At 74.3% G+C, this 22,957-nt stretch carries 23 protein-coding genes; 12 read left to right on the top strand and 11 right to left on the bottom strand.

Features of this window, described 5'->3' with window-relative positions; all coding sequences use genetic code 11:
* Positions 1 to 80: 80 nt before the first annotated feature.
* The 4 genes from DT076_RS14405 to DT076_RS14420 all read left to right on the top strand — a co-directional run bounded on the left by DT076_RS14405 (position 81) and on the right by DT076_RS14420 (position 4,752).
* On the top strand, positions 81 to 1,406 hold the full coding sequence (locus DT076_RS14405; RefSeq protein WP_114127395.1) for a family 43 glycosylhydrolase: 1,326 nt from the start codon (positions 81 to 83) through the stop codon (positions 1,404 to 1,406).
* Positions 1,407 to 1,497: 91 nt separating this feature from the next.
* Positions 1,498 to 3,267: a serine hydrolase domain-containing protein gene (locus tag DT076_RS14410; protein ID WP_114127396.1), complete on the top strand. Its 1,770-nt coding sequence runs from the start codon at positions 1,498 to 1,500 to the stop codon at positions 3,265 to 3,267.
* Positions 3,268 to 3,313: 46 nt separating this feature from the next.
* Entirely contained in the window at positions 3,314 to 4,282 is a 969-nt protein-coding gene (locus tag DT076_RS14415; RefSeq protein WP_114127468.1) for an epimerase, read from the top strand.
* A gap of 119 nt (positions 4,283 to 4,401) precedes the next feature.
* On the top strand, positions 4,402 to 4,752 hold the full coding sequence (locus DT076_RS14420; RefSeq protein ID WP_114127397.1) for a hypothetical protein: 351 nt from the start codon (positions 4,402 to 4,404) through the stop codon (positions 4,750 to 4,752).
* Between the two features lie 88 nt (positions 4,753 to 4,840).
* Here the strand turns inward: DT076_RS14420 and DT076_RS14425 are convergent, their stop codons facing one another.
* A complete protein-coding gene (locus DT076_RS14425; protein WP_114127398.1) occupies positions 4,841 to 5,122 on the bottom strand; it encodes a hypothetical protein in 282 nt (93 codons plus the stop codon).
* A gap of 632 nt (positions 5,123 to 5,754) precedes the next feature.
* Between DT076_RS14425 and DT076_RS14430 the strand changes: the two genes are divergently transcribed.
* From DT076_RS14430 to DT076_RS14445, 4 genes are all read left to right on the top strand, one after another.
* Complete coding sequence (locus DT076_RS14430) at positions 5,755 to 7,065, top strand: sensor histidine kinase (RefSeq protein ID WP_158548155.1); 1,311 nt, start codon at positions 5,755 to 5,757, stop codon at positions 7,063 to 7,065.
* The gene (locus DT076_RS14435) at positions 7,062 to 7,703 is read left to right on the top strand and encodes a response regulator (RefSeq protein ID WP_114127400.1); all 642 of its coding nucleotides are present in this window, start codon (positions 7,062 to 7,064) and stop codon (positions 7,701 to 7,703) included. The genes DT076_RS14430 and DT076_RS14435 overlap by 4 nt, the downstream gene beginning before the upstream one ends.
* A 172-nt stretch (positions 7,704 to 7,875) precedes the next feature.
* On the top strand, positions 7,876 to 8,250 hold the full coding sequence (locus DT076_RS14440) for an ArsR/SmtB family transcription factor (RefSeq protein ID WP_114127401.1): 375 nt from the start codon (positions 7,876 to 7,878) through the stop codon (positions 8,248 to 8,250).
* A gap of 2 nt (positions 8,251 to 8,252) precedes the next feature.
* A complete protein-coding gene (locus tag DT076_RS14445; RefSeq protein ID WP_114127402.1) occupies positions 8,253 to 8,741 on the top strand; it encodes an SRPBCC family protein in 489 nt (162 codons plus the stop codon).
* 48 nt (positions 8,742 to 8,789) lie between these two features.
* Here DT076_RS14445 and DT076_RS14450 read toward each other — a convergent pair whose 3' ends face one another.
* Entirely contained in the window at positions 8,790 to 10,295 is a 1,506-nt protein-coding gene (locus DT076_RS14450) for a potassium/proton antiporter (protein ID WP_114127403.1), read from the bottom strand.
* Between the two features lie 163 nt (positions 10,296 to 10,458).
* On the opposite strand from DT076_RS14450, the gene DT076_RS14455 reads away from it, so the two are divergent.
* Positions 10,459 to 11,424, top strand: a complete 966-nt coding sequence (locus DT076_RS14455) for a sensor histidine kinase (RefSeq protein ID WP_114127404.1) — start codon at positions 10,459 to 10,461, stop codon at positions 11,422 to 11,424.
* The gene (locus DT076_RS14460; RefSeq protein ID WP_199539197.1) at positions 11,421 to 12,068 is read left to right on the top strand and encodes a response regulator; all 648 of its coding nucleotides are present in this window, start codon (positions 11,421 to 11,423) and stop codon (positions 12,066 to 12,068) included. Before DT076_RS14455 ends, DT076_RS14460 begins: the two co-directional genes overlap by 4 nt.
* Before the next feature lie 8 nt (positions 12,069 to 12,076).
* On the opposite strand, the gene DT076_RS14465 is transcribed toward DT076_RS14460, so the two are convergent.
* Positions 12,077 to 12,730, bottom strand: coding sequence for a LysR family substrate-binding domain-containing protein (locus DT076_RS14465; protein WP_114127405.1), 654 nt, complete (start codon positions 12,728 to 12,730; stop codon positions 12,077 to 12,079).
* 31 nt (positions 12,731 to 12,761) lie between these two features.
* Between DT076_RS14465 and DT076_RS14470 the strand changes: the two genes are divergently transcribed.
* Positions 12,762 to 13,115: a DUF5997 family protein gene (locus tag DT076_RS14470; RefSeq protein WP_114127406.1), complete on the top strand. Its 354-nt coding sequence runs from the start codon at positions 12,762 to 12,764 to the stop codon at positions 13,113 to 13,115.
* 9 nt (positions 13,116 to 13,124) lie between these two features.
* On the opposite strand, the gene DT076_RS14475 is transcribed toward DT076_RS14470, so the two are convergent.
* The 7 genes from DT076_RS14475 to DT076_RS14505 all read right to left on the bottom strand — a co-directional run bounded on the left by DT076_RS14475 (position 13,125) and on the right by DT076_RS14505 (position 21,563).
* Positions 13,125 to 14,240 (bottom strand): glycosyltransferase family protein, encoded by a 1,116-nt coding sequence (locus DT076_RS14475; RefSeq protein WP_114127470.1) that lies wholly within the window; start codon positions 14,238 to 14,240, stop codon positions 13,125 to 13,127.
* Positions 14,241 to 14,284: 44 nt separating this feature from the next.
* The gene (locus DT076_RS14480; protein ID WP_114127407.1) at positions 14,285 to 15,832 is read right to left on the bottom strand and encodes a glycosyltransferase family 87 protein; all 1,548 of its coding nucleotides are present in this window, start codon (positions 15,830 to 15,832) and stop codon (positions 14,285 to 14,287) included.
* A gap of 7 nt (positions 15,833 to 15,839) precedes the next feature.
* Entirely contained in the window at positions 15,840 to 18,446 is a 2,607-nt protein-coding gene (locus DT076_RS14485; protein ID WP_114127408.1) for a transglycosylase domain-containing protein, read from the bottom strand.
* The gene (locus DT076_RS14490; protein ID WP_114127471.1) at positions 18,439 to 18,858 is read right to left on the bottom strand and encodes a DUF5318 family protein; all 420 of its coding nucleotides are present in this window, start codon (positions 18,856 to 18,858) and stop codon (positions 18,439 to 18,441) included. The genes DT076_RS14485 and DT076_RS14490 overlap by 8 nt, the downstream gene beginning before the upstream one ends.
* Positions 18,859 to 18,935: 77 nt before the next feature.
* Entirely contained in the window at positions 18,936 to 19,553 is a 618-nt protein-coding gene (locus DT076_RS14495; RefSeq protein ID WP_114127409.1) for a hypothetical protein, read from the bottom strand.
* Positions 19,554 to 19,562: 9 nt separating this feature from the next.
* The gene (locus DT076_RS14500; protein ID WP_199539198.1) at positions 19,563 to 20,504 is read right to left on the bottom strand and encodes an arginine deiminase-related protein; all 942 of its coding nucleotides are present in this window, start codon (positions 20,502 to 20,504) and stop codon (positions 19,563 to 19,565) included.
* A gap of 3 nt (positions 20,505 to 20,507) precedes the next feature.
* A complete protein-coding gene (locus tag DT076_RS14505) occupies positions 20,508 to 21,563 on the bottom strand; it encodes an ornithine cyclodeaminase (protein ID WP_114127410.1) in 1,056 nt (351 codons plus the stop codon).
* Positions 21,564 to 21,667: 104 nt separating this feature from the next.
* On the opposite strand from DT076_RS14505, the gene DT076_RS14510 reads away from it, so the two are divergent.
* Positions 21,668 to 22,099 carry an Lrp/AsnC family transcriptional regulator gene (locus DT076_RS14510; protein WP_114127411.1) on the top strand — a complete coding sequence of 144 codons (432 nt, stop codon included), beginning with the start codon at positions 21,668 to 21,670 and terminating at the stop codon, positions 22,097 to 22,099.
* Between the two features lie 15 nt (positions 22,100 to 22,114).
* Here DT076_RS14510 and DT076_RS14515 read toward each other — a convergent pair whose 3' ends face one another.
* A complete protein-coding gene (locus DT076_RS14515; RefSeq protein ID WP_199539199.1) occupies positions 22,115 to 22,900 on the bottom strand; it encodes a phosphotransferase in 786 nt (261 codons plus the stop codon).
* Positions 22,901 to 22,957 lie beyond the last annotated feature (57 nt).

Below are 22,957 nucleotides of genomic sequence, written 5' to 3' on the forward strand. Positions count from 1 at the left end.
GCACTTCAGGGGTACAGCGTTGTAACGACCTGCGGCATACTGCTGGGCGACCCCGACCCCACCCCTGGAAGGTGTCCCCGATGACGCGGACCCGCACCCTGCTGCTCACCCTCCCCCTCGCGCTGGCGCTCGGCCTCTTCACCGGCTCCGCCGCCACCGCCGAGCCCACCACCGGCACCCAGGCGCCCCAGCTGGTGATCGACTCCGACTTCCCCGACCCCGACGTGATCGAGGTCGACGGCACCTACCACGCCTACTCGACGTCCAGCCCCGGCAAGGGCCAGGTACCGCACGCGACCGCCCCGGACGTCCGCGGCCCGTGGACGGTGCAGAGCGACGTCTTCGTCGGCAAGGAGACCTGGCCGGACTGGATCCGCACCACCCACGGCTTCTGGGCCCCCGACGTCTCCGAGCGCCCCGACGGCACCTTCCTCATGTACTTCACCGCGCGCAACGACGACAACGGGCGAATGTGCCTCGGTGCCGCGACCGCCGACGACCCGGCCGGACCGTTCGTGCCGCAGGACGACCCGCTGGTGTGCAACCCCGAGGAGGGCGGCAACATCGACGCCTCCAGCTTCGTCGACACCGACGGCACGCACTACCTGCTCTACAAGAACGACGGCAACGCCATCGGCCAGCCGAGCATCCTCTGGCTGCAGCGCACCGACGCCGCCGGCACCACGCTGCTCGGCGAGCGGAGGGAGCTGCTACGCAACGACCAGCCGGCCGACCAGGGCGTGATCGAGGCGCCGGTGCTGGTGAAGCGTCCGTCCCACTACGTGCTGTTCTTCTCCGCCGGCGTCTACACCGGCGGCGGCTACTACACCGGCTACGCCACCGCCCCCAGCCTGGACGGGCCCTGGACCCGGGCGCCGGAGCCGCTGATGACCACCGACAGCCTCGGCGGCGCCGTCGACGGCCCGGGCGGGCAGGACGTCCTGGACGACACCATCGTCTTCCACGGCCACCTGCCCGCCGGCGGTCGCGGCATGTACACCGCCGACCTCGGCTGGGACGCCGACCACCCGGTGGTGCGCGGCAGCACGGTCCGCGTCGAGGCCGAGGACGCGACGCTGCACGGCGTGCAGCCCGTCGACGACGCCACGGCCTCCGGCGGTGCCGCGGTGACCGGGCTGGACGCCGAGGGCGACCGCGTGTCGGTACGGGTGTTCGCCCCGGCCGACGGTGGCTACACGCTGCGGCTCGGCTACGCCGCCGACGGCGCCGTGGCGCAGGGCCTGGCCGTCGACGACGGACCGGCGCGGGCCGTCGGGCTGCCGGCCCGCGACGCCGGCGGCTGGCAGGAGCTGGCGGTCGACCTCGAGCTGTCCGTGGGCGCCCACACGCTGCACCTGGAGCACGTCCGCGGCAGCGCCCGGCTCGACTCGGTCGACCTCGCCTGAGGCCACCCGCACCGGCCCACGTCGAGGTCTAGTCCATTCGTCGGCGCTGGGGTAGCGTCGGGAACCCCGACACCCCCACCCGGGAGACCCGATGAAGCGCATCCTCCGGACGGCCGTGATCTGCGGTGCCGCCCTCACCATGGTCAGCACCGCGACGGTCTCGGCGTCCGCCGACGACGCGGGCCTGGCCTTCGACGACCCGCAGCCCGGGTTCGCCCCCGCCGGCACCGTCCTCACCGAGGCCACCCCCGCCGACGTCGGGCTCGACCCGGCCCCACTGCAGGAGGCGTGGCAGCGGGTGGTGGCAGCCACCGGCCCGGAGGGCGAGCGGGACCACCCGCTGTTCCCCGGCGCGGTGCTCACCTACGGCCACGACGGCCACGTGGTGATGCAGGAGGCGACCGGGCACTCCCGGCTGTTCGCCGACGGCCAGGGCACCGAGCTGCCGGAGGCCGAGCAGATCGCGACCACCACCGACACCATCTACGACCTGGCCTCGGTGTCGAAGCTGTTCACCTCGGTGGTCGTCATGCAGCAGGTGGAGGCCGGCCGGGTCGCGCTCGACGAGCCGGTCACCACCTACATCCCCGAGTTCACCGACCCCGCGCCCGGCGCCGACCCCGACGAGCCGGCCGAGCACGACAAGTCGGGCATCACCATCCGCCAGCTGCTCACCCACACCTCCGGGTTCCCCGCCTGGGTGCCGCTGTGGAGCACCCAGCCCGACCCGCAGTCGCGGCTGCACGCCGCGCTCACCGCTGCACTGGTGGACGAGCCGGGCACCACCTACACCTACAGCGACCTCAACCTCATCACCCTGGCCGAGGTGGCCAGCCGGGTCAGCGGGCAGCCGCTGGACGAGCTGGTCCGCACCGGGATCACCGACCCGCTCGGCATGGACGACACGGGCTACAACCCCGACCCGTCGCTGCGCCCGCGGATCGCCGCCACCGAGTTCCAGGCCACCCCCGACCGCGGTGTGGTGTGGGGTGAGGTGCACGACGAGAACGCCTGGTCCCTGGGCGGCGTCGCCGGCCACGCCGGGGTGTTCTCCACCGCCGACGACCTCTCCCGGCTTGCCCAGGCGATGCTCAACGGCGGCAGCTACGACGGCCAGCGGGTGCTCAGCGAGCAGTCGGTGCAGCAGATGATCACCAACGAGAACACCGAGTTCCCCGAGGACGCCCACGGGTTGGGCTTCGAGCTCGACCAGCGCTGGTACATGGGCGGGCTGGCCTCGCCCCGCACCGCCGGCCACACCGGCTACACCGGGACGTCGCTGGTGCTCGACTTCCAGTCCCGCTCCTTCGTCATCCTGCTCACCAACCGGGTGCACCCCAGCCGCAGCTGGGGCAGCCCCAACCCGGTGCGCGTCGCGGCGGCCCAGGGCCTGGCCGAGGCGATGGCCGTCCGGCCGCAGCGCGGGGAGGACTTCTGGCACACCGGCACCGAGCCCCGCACCGATGCCGCGCTGACCTGGTCGCTCGTCGTGCCGCGGACCGGCGGGCAGCTGGAGTTCGAGACGCTGGTCGACGTCGAGTCCACCGACCCGCTGCACCTGGAGGTCTCGACCGACTCCGGCGAGACCTGGGCGCCGCTGCCGTGGACCCTGGACGGCGCACCGGTGTCGGGCCCGTACGCGGCCAGCGGGCTGCGGCAGTGGCAGCACGGGGAGGCGGCGCTGCCCAGCGGTCGGGTGCAGGTGCGCTGGCGCCAGACCACCGACGCCTCGCTCTCCGGCCGGGGCGTCCACCTCGACGACATCCGGCTCACGCTGGGTCGCGGGCAGGCCCAGGTCGGCACCGAGGACGCCCCCTGGCGGCTGGTGGCCGAGGACGGCTGGGAGCGCGTCACCCGCTGACCGGCCGGGTGGACGCCCGTCGCGCCGACCCGCCAGGGTGGGCGCCGTGACCGCACCCCGCGCCGTCCTCGCCGGTGGCTCCGGCTTCCTCGGCCCGCACCTGCGCCGCGACCTCGAGGGCCGGGGCTACCGGGTGGTCGGCATCGGTCGGCGCGGACCGGACGCGAGCTGGGCCGACCCGGCAGCCGTCCGGCGGCTGGTGGACGGCGCCGACCTGGTGCTCAACCTGGCCGGGCGCAGCGTCGGCTGCCGCTACACCGACCGCAACCGCGAGGAGATCCTCCGCTCCCGGGTCGAGACCACCCGGCTGCTGCACGAGGCGGTGGCGGGCGCCGCCGAGCCGCCGCGGGTGTGGCTCAATGCCAGCACGGCCACCATCTACCGCCACGCCACCGACCGGCCGCAGACCGAGGACGACGGTGAGCTCGGCTCGGGTTTCAGCGTCGACGTGGCCCGCGAATGGGAGCGGACCCTCTTCGCCGGGGAGCTTCCCCGGACCCGGCGGGTGGCCCTGCGGATGGCCATCGTGCTCGGGGACGGCCCGGCCCTGACCATGCTGCGCCGGGCCGCCCGGTTCGGCCTCGGCGGCTCGCAGCTGGACGGCCCCTGGTTCCCCCACCGCCGCTACCGCGGGACCGGGTCCGCACCCACCCCGGCAGCCGTGCACGACACCCGCACCCGCGGACAGCAGCGGTTCAGCTGGATCCACGTCGACGACCTGGTCGCCGCGGTCGCCTTCCTCGACGAGCACGACGTCGAGGGTCCGGTCAACCTCGCCGCGCCGGGGGCCAGCACCAACGCGGCCTTCATGGCCGCGCTCCGACGCAGCGTCGGCGTCCCGTTCGGGCTGCCAGCCCCGCGCTGGCTGCTGGAACCGGGGATGTTCGTGCTGCGCCAGGAGTCCGAGCTGGTGCTGAAGAGCCGCTGGGCCGTCCCGGCGAGGCTCACCGCGGCCGGTTTCACCTTCCGCTGGCCCGAGCTGGACGCCGCCGTCGCCGACCTCTTCCCCCGCTGAGCCCGCGCCCCCGCAGCCCCGCAGCCCCGCAGCCCCGCAGCCCCGCAGCCCGCCGCGAGTGTGGCCTGATCGTCGCTCAGCCGCTGCCCATTGCGACGTCTTGGCCACACTCGCGCCCGATGGAGTTCGAGACGCTGGTCGACGTCGAGTCCACCGACCCGCTGCACCTGGAGCTCTCGACCGACTCCGGCGAGACCTGGGCACCGCTGCCGTGGACCCTGGACGGGACACCGGTGACAGGCCCGTACGCGGCCAGCGGGCTGCGGCAGTGGCAGCACGCGGAGGCCGCGCTGCCGAGCGGTCGGGTGCAGGTGCGCTGGCGCCAGACCACCGACGCCTCGCTCTCCGGCCGCGGCGTCCACCTCGACGACATCCGGCTCACCCTGGGCCGCGGACAGGCCCAGGTCGGCACCGAGGACGCCCCCTGGCGGCTGGTGGCCGACGACGGCTGGGAGCGCGTCACCCGCTGACCGACCGGCTGGACCTCCGGCATCCGGAGCCGCTCACGGACGACGGAGCGCCTCCCCGCAGCTGTCTGCGGGGAGGCGCTGCGTGAGGTCAGGAGTCGTAGCGCTCGCGGCTGCCCGACTTGGCCAGACCGCGGCTGACCATGTAGCCGATGGTGAGCAGGGTGACGTACAGCCACGCCTGCTCCACGCCGAAGCCCTGGCCGCCGTCGCCGTTGTCGGTGACCGCAGCGGCGATGAGCACGGCCGCGGAGACGAGGACGTAGAAGATGAACTCGGTGGTCTTGAAGGCGGCCTTGGTCTCGGTCGTCAGCCGGCGGGGCTGGTCGACGCCGAGGTCCATCTGACCGCGGGGTGCGTTGGGCGTGCTCATGGGGTCTCCTCTGCTAGACCGCGACTGCTGTCGCGGTGGTGGCGGAGCCGGTGCCCGACTTCTTCGCCATGAGGTTCCCGACTGCTGTCAGCAGCGGGGACCTGTATCGAAGGTGACAGGGGCGGGGCCCCCAGGTCGACTGGACCATCGGGACCGGCCGAGGAGGTGTTTCCGGGCCACCACGCTGGATCCACCCATCTGGGCCCGACGGTCCTAGGACCTGGGGCGAGCGGGTCGTCGTCCGCGACGTCCGCCGCCCCGGCAGCATGCGCGGTCCGCGACCCTCCCTCGCTCGCACGGCGACGTCGTGGTGGTCCTAGGACCACCGGCCGCCCACGTCGGCCGATGTTCCGTGCCCCTCGGCACCGCACCGTCCCCAGGTGCCGGACCTCGTAGACTCCCCACTGGACGGAGGCCATCGTGTTCAACTCAGAACCGCCTGCTCGACACCGACCTCTTCGCCGATGACGACCGGTGCGGACGGGAGCGACCGGGACCCGGCCGCCACCTCGTCGACGACGACGCAGCGGCCCGGGCTCCCTCGACCGCCCCGTCGACGTCCCCGCCGCGCCCTCGGTGGTCGACGGGAGTCGTCGCGGCCGGGCTCCATCGCGCGTGTGGTGGTGCTGTACATGCTGGTGGCTCTCGGCGCCTTCGTCCTGTGCGGGGTGGGGTTGGCGCTGGCCCAGCGCCACGCCGCCCTCCAGGAGGCGGTGCGGGACGCCGAGGTGACGACGACGTTGCTCGCCTCGCGGGTCGTGCAGCCCACCCTCCCCCGTACCCCGCTGGACCCGGCCGACGTCGACGAGACCCTGGACCAGGTCATCCGCGAGCGGGTGCTCGTGGCGCCGATCGACCAGGTGCGGATCGTCGACGAGGAGGGGATCGTGGTCTACGCGACCGACAGCTCCTCCCTCGGCCAGCGGCAGCCGCTCACCGTGGGCGAGCTCGACGCCCTGCACGACGGCACCGCGGTCGCCACCGCCGACGGTGACGAGGGTTCCGACCCCACCCGTCTGCTCGGTGACCGCGAGGGTCAGTCCCTGGTGGTCGGCGTCGGGGTCCGCTCGCCCTCGGACCAGGCGCTCCTGCTGCAGACCCGCCAGCCGTACGAGGCGGTCTGGTTCACCGGCCGGACGGTCTGGCTGACCCTGCTGCCCAGCTTCGTGCTCGCCCTGACCCTGCTCTACCTGGCCAAGATCGGGTTCGCCTACCGCCTGACCCGCAGCCTGTACGGCGTCCAGGAGGAGCGCGAGCAGCTGCTCGTCACGGCGCTCGCGGCAGCGGACCGGGAGCGCACGCTGATCGCCTCCGACCTCCACGACGGCGTGGTGCAGGGGCTCACCGGCGCCAGCTACACCCTGACCGACGCGGCGAACCGCACCCGGTCAGCAGGCCAGCCGGAGCTGGCCGACACCATCACCGAGACCGCCCGCAACCTGCGCCGGTGGGTGCGCGAGCTGCGCAGCCTGATCGTCACCGTGACACCGCCCGCCCTGCACAGCGAGGGACTGCGGGCCACCCTGACCGACCTCACCGCCACGCTCGAGGCGCGCGGGATCGACGTCGAGCTGGACGTGGAGGTGGGTGACACGCTGAGCGAGACCAGCGAGTCGCTCGTCTACCGCGCCGCCCAGGAGGCGATCCGCAACGTCATCCGGCACTCGGGCGCCTCGCGGGTCCGGCTGCTCGTGGCCGAGCAGGACGGCTGGCTGCAGCTGCAGCTCACCGACGACGGGCAGGGCTTCGACCCGTCTGCGGAGTCGGCGCGGCGGCGCGGCAGCGTCGGTCTCACCCTGCTGGCCGCCCTGGTGCACCAGCGCGGCGGCAGGCTGACGGTGGAGTCAGCCGTCGGCGACGGCACCACCGTCACCCTCCTCCTCCCCGAGCAGGCCGCGCCCGACGCCGGCGACGAGCGCTCGACGGCCGAGGTGCTGCGGTGATCCGGATCCTGATCGTCGACGACCACCCGCTGATCCGCCAGGGCCTGGCGGGCGTGCTCGCCAGCGTCCCCGACATCGAGGTCGTCGGCGCGGTGGCCGACGGGGCCCTCGCCGCGGACGCGGCGGCCGACGGGCAGGCCGACATCGTGCTGATGGACCTGTCCATGCCCGGCATGGACGGTGTGGAGGCCACCGGCGAGGTGGTGACCCGCTGCCCCGACGCCCGCGTCGTCGTGCTCACCTCCTTCGCCGAGCAGGCGCGGGTCCTGGCCGCGTTGGAGGCCGGGGCGGTGGGCTACCTGCTCAAGGACTCCGAGCCGGACGACCTCGTCCACGCAGTCCGGGAGGCCGTCGCAGGGCATGCCCCGATCTCGCCCCGCGCGGCGCTGGCCCTGCTGCCCCAGCGCGGGCGGGACCGACCTCGTCGCGGGGAGGAGCTCAGCCCCCGGGAGCGGGAGGTGCTGGCGCTGGTCGCCGTCGGGTTGCCGAACAAGAGCATCGCCCGCCGGCTCCAGCTCAGCGAGAAGACCGTCAAGGCCCACCTCACCCGGATCTTCGCCACCCTCGGGGTCTACGACCGGACCTCGGCCGCCCTCTGGGCCCAGCGCAACGGCCTGCTCGACGGCGAGGACGTGTAGCGACGGGACGTGCTCGTCGCCGACCCCTTCCCCCCGCCGGCCCCATCCCCGCCGCGGGTGTGGGCTGATCGTCGCTCAGCCGCTGCCGATCCCGACGCCTAGGCCACACTCGCGCTCGACGAGAGGGAGGAATGGGGGTTGACATACAACCAGATGGTTGTAGGTTTGGGTCATGGCCGAGGACGACGAGGACAGGGCGGACGCCCTCTTCCACGCGCTCGCCGACCGGACCCGGCGCGACATCGTGCGCCGGGTGCTGGCCGGGGAGCACTCGGTCTCCGCACTCGCGGCGAAGTACGACATGAGCTTCGCCGCCGTGCAGAAGCACGTCGCCGTGCTGGAGAAGGCCGGACTGCTCAGCAAGCGCCGCCAGGGGCGCGAGCAGCTGGCCAGCGGGGACGTGGACGCGGTCCGGTCCGTCGCCTCGATGCTCACCGAGCTCGAGGGTGTCTGGCGCGGCCGCATCGCCCGGATCGACGCGCTGATCGCCGCCGACCACCCGACCCAACCTCTTCCGTCCCACCCGGACGGCCCTCGAAAGGACTGACCATGCCCGTCACCGACGTCATCAAGGACCTCGACAGCCGCACCCTGACCATCACGGCCGACTTCGCCGCCCCGCTGGAGCGGGTCTGGCAGGTCTACGCCGACCCGCGCCAGCTGGAGAAGGTGTGGGGCCCGCCCGGGTACCCGGCCACCGTGGTCGAGCACGAGCTCACCCCCGGCGGGGCGATGACCTACTACATGACCTCGCCGGAGGGCGAGAAGTACTACGGCCGGTGGGACGTCACCGAGGTCTCCGAGCCCCGTGGGTTCCGCTTCGACGACGCCTTCACCGACGACACCTTCACCGCCAACCCGGAGATGCCGGTGTCGCAGAACAGCTACGCCTTCGCCGAGCACGACGGCGGCACCCGGGCCACCTACGTCACCACCTACGCCACCGCCGAGGCGCTGCAGCAGGTGCTGGAGATGGGCATGGAGGAGGGCGCCCGGGAGGCGATCGCCCAGATCGACGTGCTGCTGGCCCAGCAGTGACGCCCACCGGCGCCGAGCCGGGCGCCCGTCGGCAGACCGGTGCCCGGCTCAGCGTCGCGGCTGGTCCCCGCGCTCGCCGAACCAGGTGGCGAGCCGGCCCGCCCGGCTGAGCGCCCGGAGTCGTCGCTCCACCGCCGCCCGGTGCGTGGTGGGCCCGGCGAGCAGCAGCTGGTCCCCGACGTGCAGGGCTGCGTCCGGGGGCGGGGCGGACAGACGGCCGTCGCGCAGCACCAGCGCCAGCACGGCGTTCCCCGGCAGCCGCAGCTCGGCGACCTTGAGCCCGGCCAGCCGCGACCCCGCCGGGATGTCGAAGCTCAGCATGCTGGCGCCGAGGTCCTCCAGCGGGGCGTGCTCGATGGTCAGCTCCTCGGTCTGGGCGGGTTCGAGCACGCCGAGCCGGCGAGCGGCCCAGGGCAGCGTCGGGCCCTGCACCAGGGTGAAGACGACCACCAGCAGGAAGGTGACGTCGAAGATCCGCTCCGCCCCGGCCAGGCCGGCGGTGATCGGGAACGTGGCCAGCACGATCGGCACGGCGCCGCGCAGCCCGGCCCAGGAGATGAACGCCTGCTCGCGCAGCGGGACGCGGAACGGCACCGTGCTCAGCCACACCGACACCGGACGCGCGACCAGGGTGAGCACCACCCCGACGACCAGCGCGGGCAGCACGGCGTCCACCAGCCGGGCCGGGGAGGCCAGCAGCCCGAGCAGCACGAACAACCCGATCTGGGACAGCCAGGCCAGCCCCTCGGCGAAGCCCAGCGTCGCCCGCCGGTGCGGCAGGTCGGCCCCGCCGAGCAGCAGCCCGCCCAGGTAGACCGCGACGAACGGGCTGCCGCCGACGGTCCCGGCCGCGCCGAAGGCCATCAGCGCGAACGCCAGCGTGGCCAGCGGGTAGAGGCCGGCTGACGGCAGCGCCACCCGCCGCAGCATCCAGCGGCCGGCGACGGCCACCGCCACCCCGGCGACCGCCCCCACCACCATCTGCTGGGCGAAGCCGAGGACGGCGGTCCAGACGTCGAGCTCGTGCCACAGGTCGGAGACCACCAGGGTGACGAGGATGATCACCGGCGGGTCGTTGAACCCCGACTCCGCCTCCAGGGTGGCCCGGGTGCGGGGACGCAGCCGCAGCGTGCGGAGCACGGCGAAGACGGCGGCGGCGTCGGTGGAGGAGACCACCGCACCGAGCAGGACCGCGGTGCGCGGGTCGACGTCGAGCAGCCACCAGGCCAGCGCGGAGGTGACGGTCACGCTGACCGCCACCCCGACGGTGGCCAGCACCGCCGCCCGGGCCGCCACCGGACGCAGCACCGACAGCCGGGTGCTCAGCCCGCCCTCGGCCAGGATCACCGCCAGCGCCAGGGTGCCGAGGGTCTGGGTGAGGGCGGCGTCGTCGAAGCCCACCCCGAGCCCGGCCTCGCCGATCACCAGGCCGATCACCAGGTAGAGCAGCAGACTCGGCAGCCCCGCCCCGGTCGAGATCCGGATCGCCGCCACCCCGAGCAGCACCACCGTGGTGGCGGCCAGCACCACCACGTTGAGCTCGGCCGGGGTCACGCGCGCTCGCCGGTGGGGACGCGACGGCGCCCGGCAGCGCGCGAGACCTGGGTGACCACCGCGCCATCCTGGTCGGCCGGCACCGTCCCCACCATGGAGTCCGCACCCCATCCTGGGCCGCGGGCCGGCGTCGCCGGCGGGCCGTTCTGGGAGGCTGTCGACCATGGACCGGGTGCTCTCGTTGCCGCTGTTCTGGCGGGTGTGCGCGATCAACGGCGCCGTGTTCACGCTGGGCACGCTCGCCCTGGTGCTCTCCCCGGCCACCGTCTCGGCCCGCACGCTCGGCTCGGAGATGCTCGTGCTCGCGGTCGGGCTGGTGGTCATCGTGGTGCTCAACGGGATGCTGCTGCGTGCGGTGCTGCGCCCGCTGGACGAGCTGCGGTCGGTGATGGCCGCGGTCGACCTGCGGCACCCCGGACGCCGCCACGCCGCGGCCGGGTCGGAGCCGGCGCACGCCCTGGTCGCCGGGTTCAACGCGATGCTCGACCGGCTCGAGCAGGAGCGCTCGGCCAGCACCGCCCGGATCCTGCAGGCCCAGGAGGCCGAGCGGCAGCGGATCGCCCAGGAGCTGCACGACGAGGTGGGCCAGAGCCTCACCGCGGTGCTGCTCGGGCTCACCCAGGCGATGCGGGACGCCTCCCCGGAGGTGGCCCGCGAGCTGGAGCTGGTGCGCGAGACGACCCGGACCAGCCTGGAGGAGGTGCGCCGGATCGCCCAGCGGCTGCGCCCCGGCGTGCTCGCCGACCTGGGGCTGCTCAACGCGCTGTCCAGCCTGGCCAGCGACCTGGCCGCCCGGACCGGGGTGACGGTGCGGCGTGGCTTCCTGCCCGGGCTGCCGGCGCTGTCACCGGAGGTCGAGCTGGTGGTCTACCGGGTGGCGCAGGAGGCGCTGACGAACGTGGCCCGGCACGCCCGGGCGTCCACGGTGGAGGTCGGGCTGACCCGCCGCGGCGGGCTGCTGGTGCTGCGGGTGGCCGACGACGGCCTGGGCGCGGGTGAGGCGGCGGGCGCCGGCGTCCAGGGGATGCGGGAACGCGCGGAGACCGTCGGCGGGACGCTGGAGCTGCGCCCCCGCGGCGGCGGCGGCACCGAGGTGCTGCTGGAGGTGCCGGTGGGGAGGACGTCGTGAGCGTGCGGGTGCTGCTGGCCGACGACCACCAGCTGGTCCGCACCGGGCTGCGCCGGATCCTCGAGGCCGAGCCGGACCTGGCGGTGGTCGGCGAGGCCGGGGACGGGGTGGAGGCGGTCGAGCTGACCCGCACCCTGACCCCCGACCTGGCCGTGCTGGACGTGTCGATGCCGCGGATGACCGGGTTGCAGGCCGCCCGCCAGATCGCCCGGCGCAGCCCCGCGGTGCGGATGCTGATGCTGTCGATGTACGACGACGACCAGTACTTCTTCGCCGCGCTGCAGGCCGGCGCCTCGGGCTACGTGCTGAAGTCGGCGGCCGATGAGGACCTGGTCGCGGCCTGCCGGGCGGCGATCCGCGGGGAGTCCTTCCTCTACGCCGGCGTGGCCGGGGCGCTGGTCCGCGACGTGCTGGAGCGGGTGCGGCGCGGCGAACGGGTGCCGCGCACGCCGCTGACCGAGCGGGAGGAGGAGGTGGTCAAGCTGATCGCGGAGGGCCACACCTCCCGCGAGATCGCGCGGGCGCTGGTGATCAGCGTGAAGACCGTGGAGCGCCACCGCGCCAACGTGCTCACCAAGCTGGGGCTGCACGACCGCACCCAGCTCACCCGCTACGCCATCCGGGCCGGGCTGATCGAACCCTGAGCCGCACGCTAGCGACGGCGCTTCTGGCGGCGGGTGGTGCGCGGCGCTCGCGGCGTCCGGGTGGTCTTGGCCCGGGGGGCCGTTCCCCCGGCCTGGACGGTGCGGGAGCTGTTGACCGTGCGTCCGCGGACGACCCCGATGAAGTCGTCGAACAGGGTGTCCTCGACGTCGCGCCGCCAGCACAGCGCGATGGTGGTGGGCTCGGCGTCGGCCACCGGGCGGTAGGCCAGGTCACGCCGGCTGTGGGAACGGGCCACCGACATCGGCAGGAAGGCCACCCCGGCCCCACCGGCCACCAGGTCGGCCACCTCCTCGCCGTCCTCGCGCTCGATCGCCTCCTCGTCGTCGACGTCGGCGCGCACGACCTCGGGGTAGGCGGTCACCGGGTGGTCGCGGGGGACGAGCACCACGGGCACCTCCTCGTAGAGGCGGATGACGTGCAGACCGTCGGTCGTCAGCGGCAGCCGGGCGAAGCAGAGGTCGACGGCGCCGTCGTCGAGCACCCGGCGCTGCTCGCGCTCGGCCACCTCGACGACCTCGAGCGGGGTGCGCGGGTAGCGCTCGGCCCACACCCGCCGCCACTTGGTCAGCGTCACCCCGGGCACGAAGCCGATCCGCAGCCCGCGCGCGTCCTCGGCGCTCGTGCCGGCCCGATCGTCCACCCCGGCAGGCTACGCGCAGTACCGTGGCTCGGTGAGCCAGACCCTCAAGCCCATCACCGCCGCGGCCAAGCTCGGCGTCTACCTGCCCGCGACGCCGCCGGAGTTCCAGCAGGGCGGACTGACCCGCGAGGACCTCGACGCGCTGCGGGCCGACCCGCCGCAGTGGCTGGTGGAGCTGCGTCGCAACGGACCCTTCCCGCGTGACGTGGTGGCGGCCAAGCTCGGCATCTCCCGCTCCGGGCTGGCCCGGGCCGGGGTGGACGATGCGCTGGACGCCGAGCAGATCGGCGCGCTGCTGGCCGACCCGCCGGAGTGGCTGATCCGGGAGCGGCACACCCAGGCCGGGGTGGTCGAGGAGAAGGAGCGGCTGCGCCGCGAGCGCTGAGCGGGCCGGTCAGCTGGCCCACAGGCCGTTGGTGAACAGCCAGGTCCAGATGAGCATCGCCACCGCCGAGAGCAGCAGCCAGCCGACGATCACGGTGTGCCGCAGCGCCTGGGCCACCGGGTGCTTGGGCCGGCGGCTGACCAGGTGCGCGAACATCAGCCAGAGCGGGAACCACAGCAGCACCGCCCGGTTCACCGAGAACCACCAGTAGGACATCGAGAAGGCCAGCACCTGGACGCCGACCCAGCTGGCCTCGGCCCACATCCGCCGGCTCAGGCACCAGCCGGTGACGACCACGCCGACCAGCATCGAGACCGCCTCGCCGCGGAACACCCAGGTCCAGTCCGGGTGGTCGACGTAGTCGCCGCGGATCACCGGCCACGTGTTGAGCGCGGACTCCCACGGCCAGTGGAAGCCGCGGGCCCAGCCGGCGGCCTGCGCCTCGGTCCAGGCCGTCCAGGAGCCGGTCAACGTCCACAGGTAGACGACGTAGCCGGCCAGCACCGCGACCGGCAGCAGCAGCCAGGCCGCCCGGCGGACCCGCTCGGCCACCCGCAGCCGCGGCCAGGTCAGCACCATCACCCCGAGCGCGCCGACCAGGAACAGCCCGCTGACCCGGGTGGTGCAGGCCAGCGCGGTGAGCAGGGCCGCGCTCCCCCAGCGGTCGGCCGAGGCCCGCTGCCAGGCCCAGAACGCGGCCGCGCAGAAGGCGGACTCGGTGTAGGGGACGGCGGTGAACACGGCGACCGGGGCGAACAGCCAGCCGATCGCCGCCCACGGCCCGCCCATCCGCACCAGCGCCGCCGCGGCCACCAGGCTGAACAGGCAGGACAGCGCCACCCCGGCCACCACGGGTGGTACGCCCAGCAGCGCGACCCCGCGCAGCAGCAGCGGCCAGCCGGGGAAGAAGGCCATCGTCTTGGGGTCGGCCAGGTAGCCGTCGCGGGCCACGCCGAGGAAGTGCTGGACGTCCCAGTTGGCGACCAGGTCCTCGAACCCGCGGCCGGTGGTGATGCCGACGGCGATGCCGACCAGCAGGATCAGCCCGCGGCTGCCTAGCCAGGCCTGCAGCACCCAGCGCAGCGACTCGGTGTCCCAGCGGGCCAGGTGCTCCACCCCCGGCAGCGCCCCGGGGAGCTTCCGCCGGCGGCGGGTCGACGTCGCGGTGCTCACCGGGAGCCCTCCGGCCGGTCCGGGTGGTGGCGGCGGGCCTCGATCCGGGCCAGCACCTGCTCGATCGGCACTCCCTCTCCCTCCGGCACCCCGTCGCTGCGCGGCCCGTCACCCCGGCCGCCGGCGGTGAGGGTAGCGGGCTGCGATCCGTCCAGCACACCACCGGACGGGTCGTCGACGCCGGGCCCGCGGACCGGGTCGTGCTCGGGGTGCAGCACGTCGCGCACCACCACCCCGGCCACCCACAGCTCGGCCCCGATCCGCAGCAGCACGGCCAGCCAGTAGCCGACGTCCGGGCCGCCGCTGCCGGGGGCGAGCCAGCCGCCGAGGTGCAGCCAGACCGCGGCGAAGTAGACCAGCTCGCCGGTGGTGAACACCAGCCACTCCCGCCACCGCGGCCGGGCCAGCACCAGCAGCGGCAGCAGCCACAGCACGTACTGCGGGGAGTACACCTTGCCGGTGACGAGGAAGGCCAGCACCACCAGGTAGGCCAGCTGTCCCACCCGCGGACGCCGGGGCGCCAGCCAGACCAGGGCGGCGATGCCGGCGCAGAGCAGGGCCAGCAGGCCGAAGCTGACGAGGTTGAGCCCGGGCACCTCGATGCCGGCGAGGGCGAGCACGTACCAGAACGAGCCGAACTCCGCGCCACGGTCGGCGTTGAACTGCCAGAAGGCGAGCCAGGCGTCCGGAGCCAGCACCGCCACCGGCAGGTTGACCGCCAGCCAGGACGCCGTCGCGCCCGCGACGAGCAGCGCCGCGGCCCGCGGGCGGCGGGCCCGCAGGCAGAGCAGCACCAGCGGCCCGAGCAGCAGCAGCGGGTAGAGCTTGGCCGCCGCACCCAGCCCGATCAGCACCCCGGCCCAGCCGGGGCGGGACCGACTCCAGGCCAGCACGGCGAGCGCGGTGCAGGCGACCGCGAGCAGGTCCCAGTTGATCAGCCCGGCCGCCATCACCGTCGGCGAGACCGCCACCATCAGCGCGTCCCAGGGCCGGCCGCGGACGGTGCCGAGCTGGGCCAGCACGACGAGCAGGAACAGCGCCCCGAGCACCACCACGTTGACGCCGAGGAAGAGGTCGGTGGCGCGCAGCGTCTCGTCGCCGCTCAGCCCCGGGCCGACCGGGGCCCCGAGCAGCACGGCCACCCGGCGTTCGAGCTCGAGCAGCGCACCGGTGAGGACCGGGTACTCCAGCACCGGGTGCGGGCCGGCGTCGAGGTAGGGCCGGTAGCCGTCGGCCAACCCGCGGGCGGTGTACAGCAGCGGGATGTCGGAGTAGCACATCGCCTGGTAGCGGTCAGCCGCCTCCACCCCGGGCAGCCGGCGGCAGGGCAGCTGGCGCAGCACCAGCACCACCCAGGACGCGACGGCCAGGGCGAGCACGACCACCCGGACGGTGGTCGGGGACGCCGCCGCCCTCGCGTGCCGTCCGAGGGGACCGCCCAGCCAGCCGCTGGTGGCGCGGGCCACCGGGTCGGCGCGGGTGGGGGCGTCCTGCTCGACCGGGACGCCGCCGGTCGGCCGGGAGCTGACGACCGGCGGGGGCACCGCTCGCTCAGTCGTCCTGCGAGCTGTCGCCCGAGGAGCTCCTCGACCCGGACCCGCTCGAGCCCGAGCCGCCCGATCGGCTCGAGCTGGACCCGCTCGAGCCCGAGTCACCCGACCCGCTCGAGCCGCTCGAGCCGGATCCGCCCGAGCCCGAGCTGCCGGAGCCGCCGTCGTCGCCGCCGGAGCCCGACCCGTCGGAGCCCGACCCGCCGGAGCCCGACCCGCCGGAGCCGGAGCCGCCGTCGGAGTCGCCCGAGCCGCCCGACCCGCTGCCGGAACCGCCGGAGCCGGATCCGCCGTCGTCGCCGGAGCCTCCCGAGCTGCCGTCGTCGGAGCCGCCCGAACCGCCCGAGCCGTCGCCGTCGTCCGAGCCGCCGTCGGAGCCCGAGCCCCCCTCCGAGCCGTCGCCGTCGGAGCCGTCGCCGTCCGATCCGTCGCTGTCCGAGCCCGAGCCGTCGCCGTCGTCGGAGCCGCCGTCGTCGCCGTCCTGGGAGTCCTCGTCGTCGGAGTCCTCGTCGGAGCGGTCGGAGTCGTCGCGGGAGGAGCCGCTGCCCGACCCGGACCCGCCACCGGAGCCGGAGCCGCCGCCGGATCCCGAGCCGGAGCCGCCCGTGCGCCGCGGCGGCACGTACTCGCTCTGCCGGTCGGCGGGCTTCCAGGCCGGATCGGGGAAGTCCTCCACCTCCATGTCCTCGACCACGACCTCCATGAAGTCGGTCCAGGTGCGGGCCGGGTAGGTGCCACCGAAGAAGGTCTGGTCACCGGGACGCGCGTAGGGGTCGAGGTCGGAGTTGCCCTCGTCCCCGGCGACGTACATCACCGCGGTCGACACCTGCGGGGTGAACGCGACGAACCAGGCCGAGACGATGTCGTCCTCGATGCCGGCGGTGCCGGTCTTGCCGGCGACCGGACGGCCCAGCGTCTGCACGGTCGCCCCGGTGCCCTGCTCGACCACGTTCGACAGGGCGTAGACCGCGTCGCGGGTCACGTCCTCCTCGAAGACCCGCTTGCCCTTGGTGTCGGCGGTGAAGAGCACCTCGCCGTCGGCGTCGCGGACCTCCTTCACCACGTGGTGGCCGACCTGGACGCCGCCGCGGGCCAGGGTGCTGTAGGCGCCGGCCATGTCGAGCGGGCTGACCTCGGCGGTGCCGAGGGCGATCCGGTTGTTGAGGTCCCAGCCCGGTCCGCGCGGGGCCCCGGCGGCCTCCGCGGCGTCGGCCACCGCCTGCGGGCCGTCGGTGAGCTGGGCGGTGAGGTCGACGAAGGCGGTGTTGATCGACTGCGCGGTCGCGCGGATGAGGTTGACCGCCCCGTACTGGTAGCTGAACTCGTTGCGCACCGGCACCGGGTCACCCGGCGGGGTGAAGGTGTTGCCCCGGAACGTCGAGCTGAGGCTGAACCCGTCCTGCAGCCCGGCGACGAGGGCGAAGGTCTTGAAGGTGGACGCCGTCGAGCGGGCCGTGGTGGCCCAGTTGCGGGAGTCCTCGATGAAGTCGGGCCCGCCGTAGAGGGCGAGGACGCCACCGGTCTCGGTGTCCACCGAGGCGATCGCGGCGTGCAGGTCGTCCGGGTCCTCCCCCGCCGCCTCCGCCGCCTCCTCGGTGTTCTCCTGGGCGGACTCGACCGCCGCGTCCTGGGCCGCCTTGTCGAAGGTGGTGGTGACCTGCAGCCCGCCGCCGTTGATCTCGGCCTCGGTGAAGCCGACCGCGGCCAGCTCCTGCTCCACCATCTTCATGAGGAACCCGTTCGGGCCCGCGTAGCGGTTGTTGACCGGGATCTCGGGCAGCTCCGGCAGCGCCTGGCGGTACTCGGCCGCCTCGGCGGCGGTGATCGACCCGGACTCGGCCATCCCGTCGATCACGTAGCGGTAGCGCTCGAGCAGCCGTTCCTCGTTGCCGGGGTCGACCGACGGGTCGTAGAGGCTCGCGTTGTTGAGCACGCTGGCCAGCACCGCCGCCTGCGGGACGCTGAGGTCCTTCGCGTCGATGTTGAAGTAGGAGCGGCTCGCCGCCTGCACCCCGTAGGCGCCGCGGCCGAAGTAGATCGCGTTGAGGTAGCCCTGGAGGATCTCCTCCTTGGACTGCTCGCGGCTGATCTTCACCGCCAGCATCAGCTCCTTGAGCTTGCGGGTCAGCGTGCGGTCCGACGTCAGGTAGGTGATCTTGATGTACTGCTGGGTGATCGTCGACCCGCCCTGCAGCTCACCACCGGTGGCGATCGACCAGGCGGCCCGGGCCATGCCGGGGATGGAGATGCCCGGGTCCTCCCAGAAGGAGCGGTTCTCCGCGGCGACGACCGCGTCCTTGATGACCTGCGGCATCTCCTCGTAGTCCAGCGACTGCCGGTTCTGCACCGCGAGGTTGCCGAGCTTCGTCTTGCCGTCGTCGTAGTAGACGAAGGTGGTGTTGGTGCTGAACTCGGCGTTCGGGTCGGGCAGCTCGGTGTTGGCGTAGGCGACGCCCACCGCGGTGAGACCGGCGATCATCGCGAGCAGCAGGGTGAGCACGACGCCCAGACCGAGGCGCCTGGCGATCCGCCGGCCCCGGGTCTGGGGGGTCTTCCTCTTCCGGGTGCTGCTGCGGGATCGGGTGCCGCGGGTGGGGGGCTCAGCCATAGATGTCCTCGACGGTCGGTTGACGCCTGGGCGGGCGCCGCTTCTTGCCGTCGCCCAGAACGAAGGAGTGGATCATGTGGTTCCACCCGCAGCCGGTGCACACCTCGACCACGCAGACCTTGAACTCGCCGAACTCGTCCTGCATCTCCTCCAGCTCCTTGCGGGCCTTGATCCGGCCGGAGTACTGGCCCAGCTGCTCACCGAAGACGTAGCTGAGGTTGACCAGGACCGAGGAGCCGCAGATGGGGCAGTCGACGTCGCTGCGCTCGCCGTGGTGCATCGCGGCGCGGATGAGCATCGGGTCGGCGTCGCAGGCGTCGGCCCGCGTCAGCGTGCGCTGGGGTCGCTTCAGCGCCTCCAGGGTGGCGCGACGCTGGAGGGCGTAGTCGACGTACTGGCGCTGGGACCACACGCCGACAGTGTAGGTCGGGGCCATCCCGCGACCAGGGACCCCGAGGGTGGCCTCCGGAGGTCGGGACCGGCCCCGGGTCAGACCCTCGCGAGACGCCCGGCCAGCACCTCGCGGTACGGCACCGTGCCGGGACGTCCCTGCCGGTGTTCGGCGGCCGACACCAGGAGGTGCGGCGTGCCCGGCGGCACCCGGAGGGCGACGTAGCGGGTCAGCCGCGGCGCCCCGGCGCCGAGGTCGTGCCGGACCACCCCGACCTCCCGGTCCAGCGACGTCTCGCTGCGCAGCCGGTGGGTGATCGTGGCCCCCGCGTGGTCCAGCACGCGGCCGCCGACGTCGGACCGGCGCGGCTCGTCGGCCAGCTGCAGGTCGTTGGCGCGGGCCAGCGCCTCCAGCCGGGCCCACTGCTCGACCGTCCCGGTGCCGAGCCGGCGGGTGATCGAGCGCGCGCCGACCAGCATCCCCACCAGCACCACGGCCGCCACCCCGAGGGCCGGCGGCAGGCCGATCTCCTCGCGCAGCGAGAGCACCACCACGCCCGCCATCACGACGTCGCCGACGACCAGCAGGGCGCCGAGCCGTCGGGCCCTGCTCCGGGCCCGGTGCGCGGTCGGGTGGCGCCGGGGGTCGCGCAGCACCCGGGCGCGCAGGTCCGGCGGGGAGGGACGGGAGAGCGGCCTGAGGTCGAGCGCGGGCACCGCCGGACGTTAGCGGGCCGGCAGGTGCACCCCGGCCAGCATGCAGCGCACCGACCCGCCGGCCAGCTCGAGCGTGGGGACGTCCAGGGCCAGCACCGGCAGGTGCCGCTCGACCGCCCGGCGCTGCCGGGAGGTGAGGCTGCGCCAGCCCCGTGACGACATCGCCAGCAGCCGGCCCGCGGTGCCCGTGAGCTCGAGGGCGTTGCCCGCGAACTCGGCCACCTGGGCGGTGCTGAGGGCGACGACCTCCCCGCGCTGCGCCAGGGCCTCGGCCAGCCGGCGGCGCTGCCGGGGGTCGGGCACCAGGTCGAGCCCGACCAGGGAGAGCCCGGTGGCGAGGCACAGCATGACGTTGGTGTGGTAGACCGCCCGGCCGGTCCGGTCGGCGGTGTCGAAGGCGTGCGCCCGGTAGCCGAGGCGGGCGCAGAACGTCGCCAGCGCGGTGTCGTCGGCGCGCAGCGAACGGGAGACGTAGGCCGTCCGGCGGTCGGGGTCGAGGACCATCGCACCGGTGCCCTCCAGCGGCGGGCCGGCCGTGAGGTCGATCACCTCGGTGACCCGGTAGGCCGCCCGCAGCGCGTCGACCACGTCGGCGCGGGGCTCGCGGCGGCGGTTGGGCGCGTGCATGGAGTGCAGCACCACCCGTCCGTCGGCGTGGGTGGTGATCCAGTTGTTGCAGAAGACGCTGTCGGGACGCCGGGTGTCCGGGTCGTCGAAGAGGTGCACCCGGACGCCGGCCGCGGTCAGCCGCCCGGCCACGGCCGTCACCTCGGCGAAGGCGCGGGCGGCGAGCTCGGGGTGGCCGGGGACCGGCAGCTGGAAGGCGTTGTCGGCGGCTGTCTGCGGGTTCGGCCGGAAGTGGTGCGGCCGGATCATCACCACGGCGCCGGGGGCCCGGACGGAGGTGGGGTCGCCGGACGGGCCGAGCGTCGGCTCGGCGAGGAGGGTCACGGGTCAGCCCGCCAGCACGCGGGCCGAGCCGGTGGCCGCGTCCGGCACCGGGGCGACGAGGGCGAAGAGGTCCTTCGGGTCGGCCGGGGCGGCGACCAGGTCGAGCTCGGTGACGAGGTCGGTGCCGCGCACCTGGTCGCGGGCGAAGCGCAGCGCGGAGAAGTCCTCGACGGCGAAGCCGACCGAGTCGAACACGGTGATCTGCTCCGCCGACGTGCGTCCCGGCGCGGTACCGGCCACCACCGCGGCCAGCTCGGTGACCGGGAAGTCGGCCGGGCGGGCCTGGATCTCGCCCTCCACCCGGGTCTGCGGCGGGTACTCCACGAAGACGGCGGCGCGGTCGAGGATCGCCGGGTCGAGCTCGGTCTTGCCCGGGCAGTCCCCGCCGATGGCGTTGAGGTGGACGCCGGGACCGACGTCGGCGTCGCGGAGCACGGTGGCCAGCGTCTTGTCGGCGGTGCAGGTGGTGATGACGTCGGCGCCACGGGCGGCGGTGGCCGCATCGGGGCACACCTCGACCTCGAAGCCGAGCGGGACGAGGTTGCGGACGACCTTGGCCACCGCGAGGGGGTCGACGTCGAACACGCGCAGGCGTTCGATGCCGAGCACCGCCCGCATCCCCAGCGCCTGGAACTCCGCCTGGCTGCCGGCGCCGACGAGGGCCAGCACCTCGGCGTCCGGACGGGCCAGCAGCCGGGCGGCGAGCGCGGAGGTGGCGGCGGTCCGCAGCGCGGTGAGCAGCGTCATCTCCGAGAGGAAGGTGGGGTAGCCGTTGTGCACGTCGGCCAGCGCGCCGTAGGCGGTGACGGTCTGGTAGCCGCGGGCCGGGTTGGAGGGGTGGCCGTTGACGTACTTGTAGGCGTACTCGGTGCCGTCGGAGGTGGGCATCAGCTCGATCACCCCGAACGGGGTGTGGCTGGCCACCCGCGGCGTCTTGTCGAAGTGCTCCCAGCGCCCGAGGTCGTGCTCGAGGTAGTCGACCAGCCCGCGCAGCAGCGGCTCCGCACCCCGGGTCCGGATCCACCGCGCCGTCTGCGTCACGTCCAGGAACATCACCATGCGAGCGAGCCTAGGAACGGGCGATGTGGTCACTCAATGAGCGTCCTGCCTGACTTCCGTCGCCGCAGTGGTCGATCTGCGCAAGTCCAGCGTACGATCTGCGCATGGCGACGCTGGACGACCTCGACCGTCGGCTGCTCTCGCTGCTGCGGGCCGACGGACGGGCTCCGGTGGCCGCGCTGGCCCGCGAGCTCGGGGTGACCCGCTCCACCGTGACCGCCCGGCTCGACCGGCTGGTCGCCGACGGCACCGTGATCGGGTTCACCGCCCGGGTGCGCGACGAGACCGACCCGCTGAGCGTCCGGGCGATCTCGCTGATCGAGGTGATCGGTCGCGACACCGACGCGGTGATCAAGGTGATCCGCGGCTGGCCCGAGATCACCTCGCTGCACACCACCAACGGCGGCTGGGACCTGGTCGCCGAGCTGCAGGTGGCCGACCTCGGCGAGTTCGACCGGGTGCTCGGCCGGATCCGGCGGGTGCCGGGGGTGCGCAACACCGAGACGAGCCTGCTGCTCAGCTCGGTGCTGCGCTGACGGCCGCGGACGTGGTCAGCCGGCTGCGTCCCCGTCGGCCCCCAGGTCGGCCAGCAGCCGTCGGGCCGACCCCAGCTCCTGCTCGGACAGCGCTCCCGCCTGGTCGGTGAGGAAGAACTCGAGCCCCCAGCGTCGGGCGTCGTCGTCGAGTGCGGAGAACCCGGCCGCCTCGGCCCAGCCGTCGAGGAAGGCCGCCCCCACGGGAGACCCGCGCCACCCGGCGACGGCCGGGTGGGCGGCGAGCAGCGCCCAGGTGCGGGCGACGTCCAGGGCGGGGTCGCCGGCCCGGGCGTTGGCCCAGTCGAGCACCGCGCTGACCTCGTCGTCGTCACCGACCAGCACGTTGAGGGGGTGCAGGTCGAGGTGCAGCAGCGCCGTCCGGCCGGTCGTCGGGGCCCGCTCGACGCCCCGCACCCCGGCCGGGGCGGCGACCCGGGCGAGGACGCCGTGCACCCGCCCGCAGGTCAGCCCCCGGCGTCGGGCCCTTCCCGGGTCGACCACCGGACCCGGGCCGGCGAGGAGGCCGGGCCGACCCGGCAGCCGTTCCTCGAGCAACGCCACGTGCCCGCCCAGCCGGACCTGCCGCCGGATCCGCGGCACCGGCAGCACCCGGCCCGCGGCGCCCCGGGCGTCGATCTCGGCGTCGGCGTGGGCGGTCGGCAGCACCCGCAGGACGTCCTCCCCGCAGTACCAGGTCAGACCGGAGCGGCCCTCGGTGGGACGCAGCGTGGCGGCGTCCAACCCGAGCCGGTCGACGGCCTCCAGCACCGGGGTCGGTGGGTCGGCGGGCTGCGCTGCCACGGGAGCGAGCCTACGCCGGTCGGGCCGCTGCGGAGCCGCGCTGGAGCGCGCTGGCAG

The organism is Desertihabitans brevis, assembly GCF_003327535.1.
GTDB lineage: Bacteria > Actinomycetota > Actinomycetes > Propionibacteriales > Propionibacteriaceae > Desertihabitans > Desertihabitans brevis.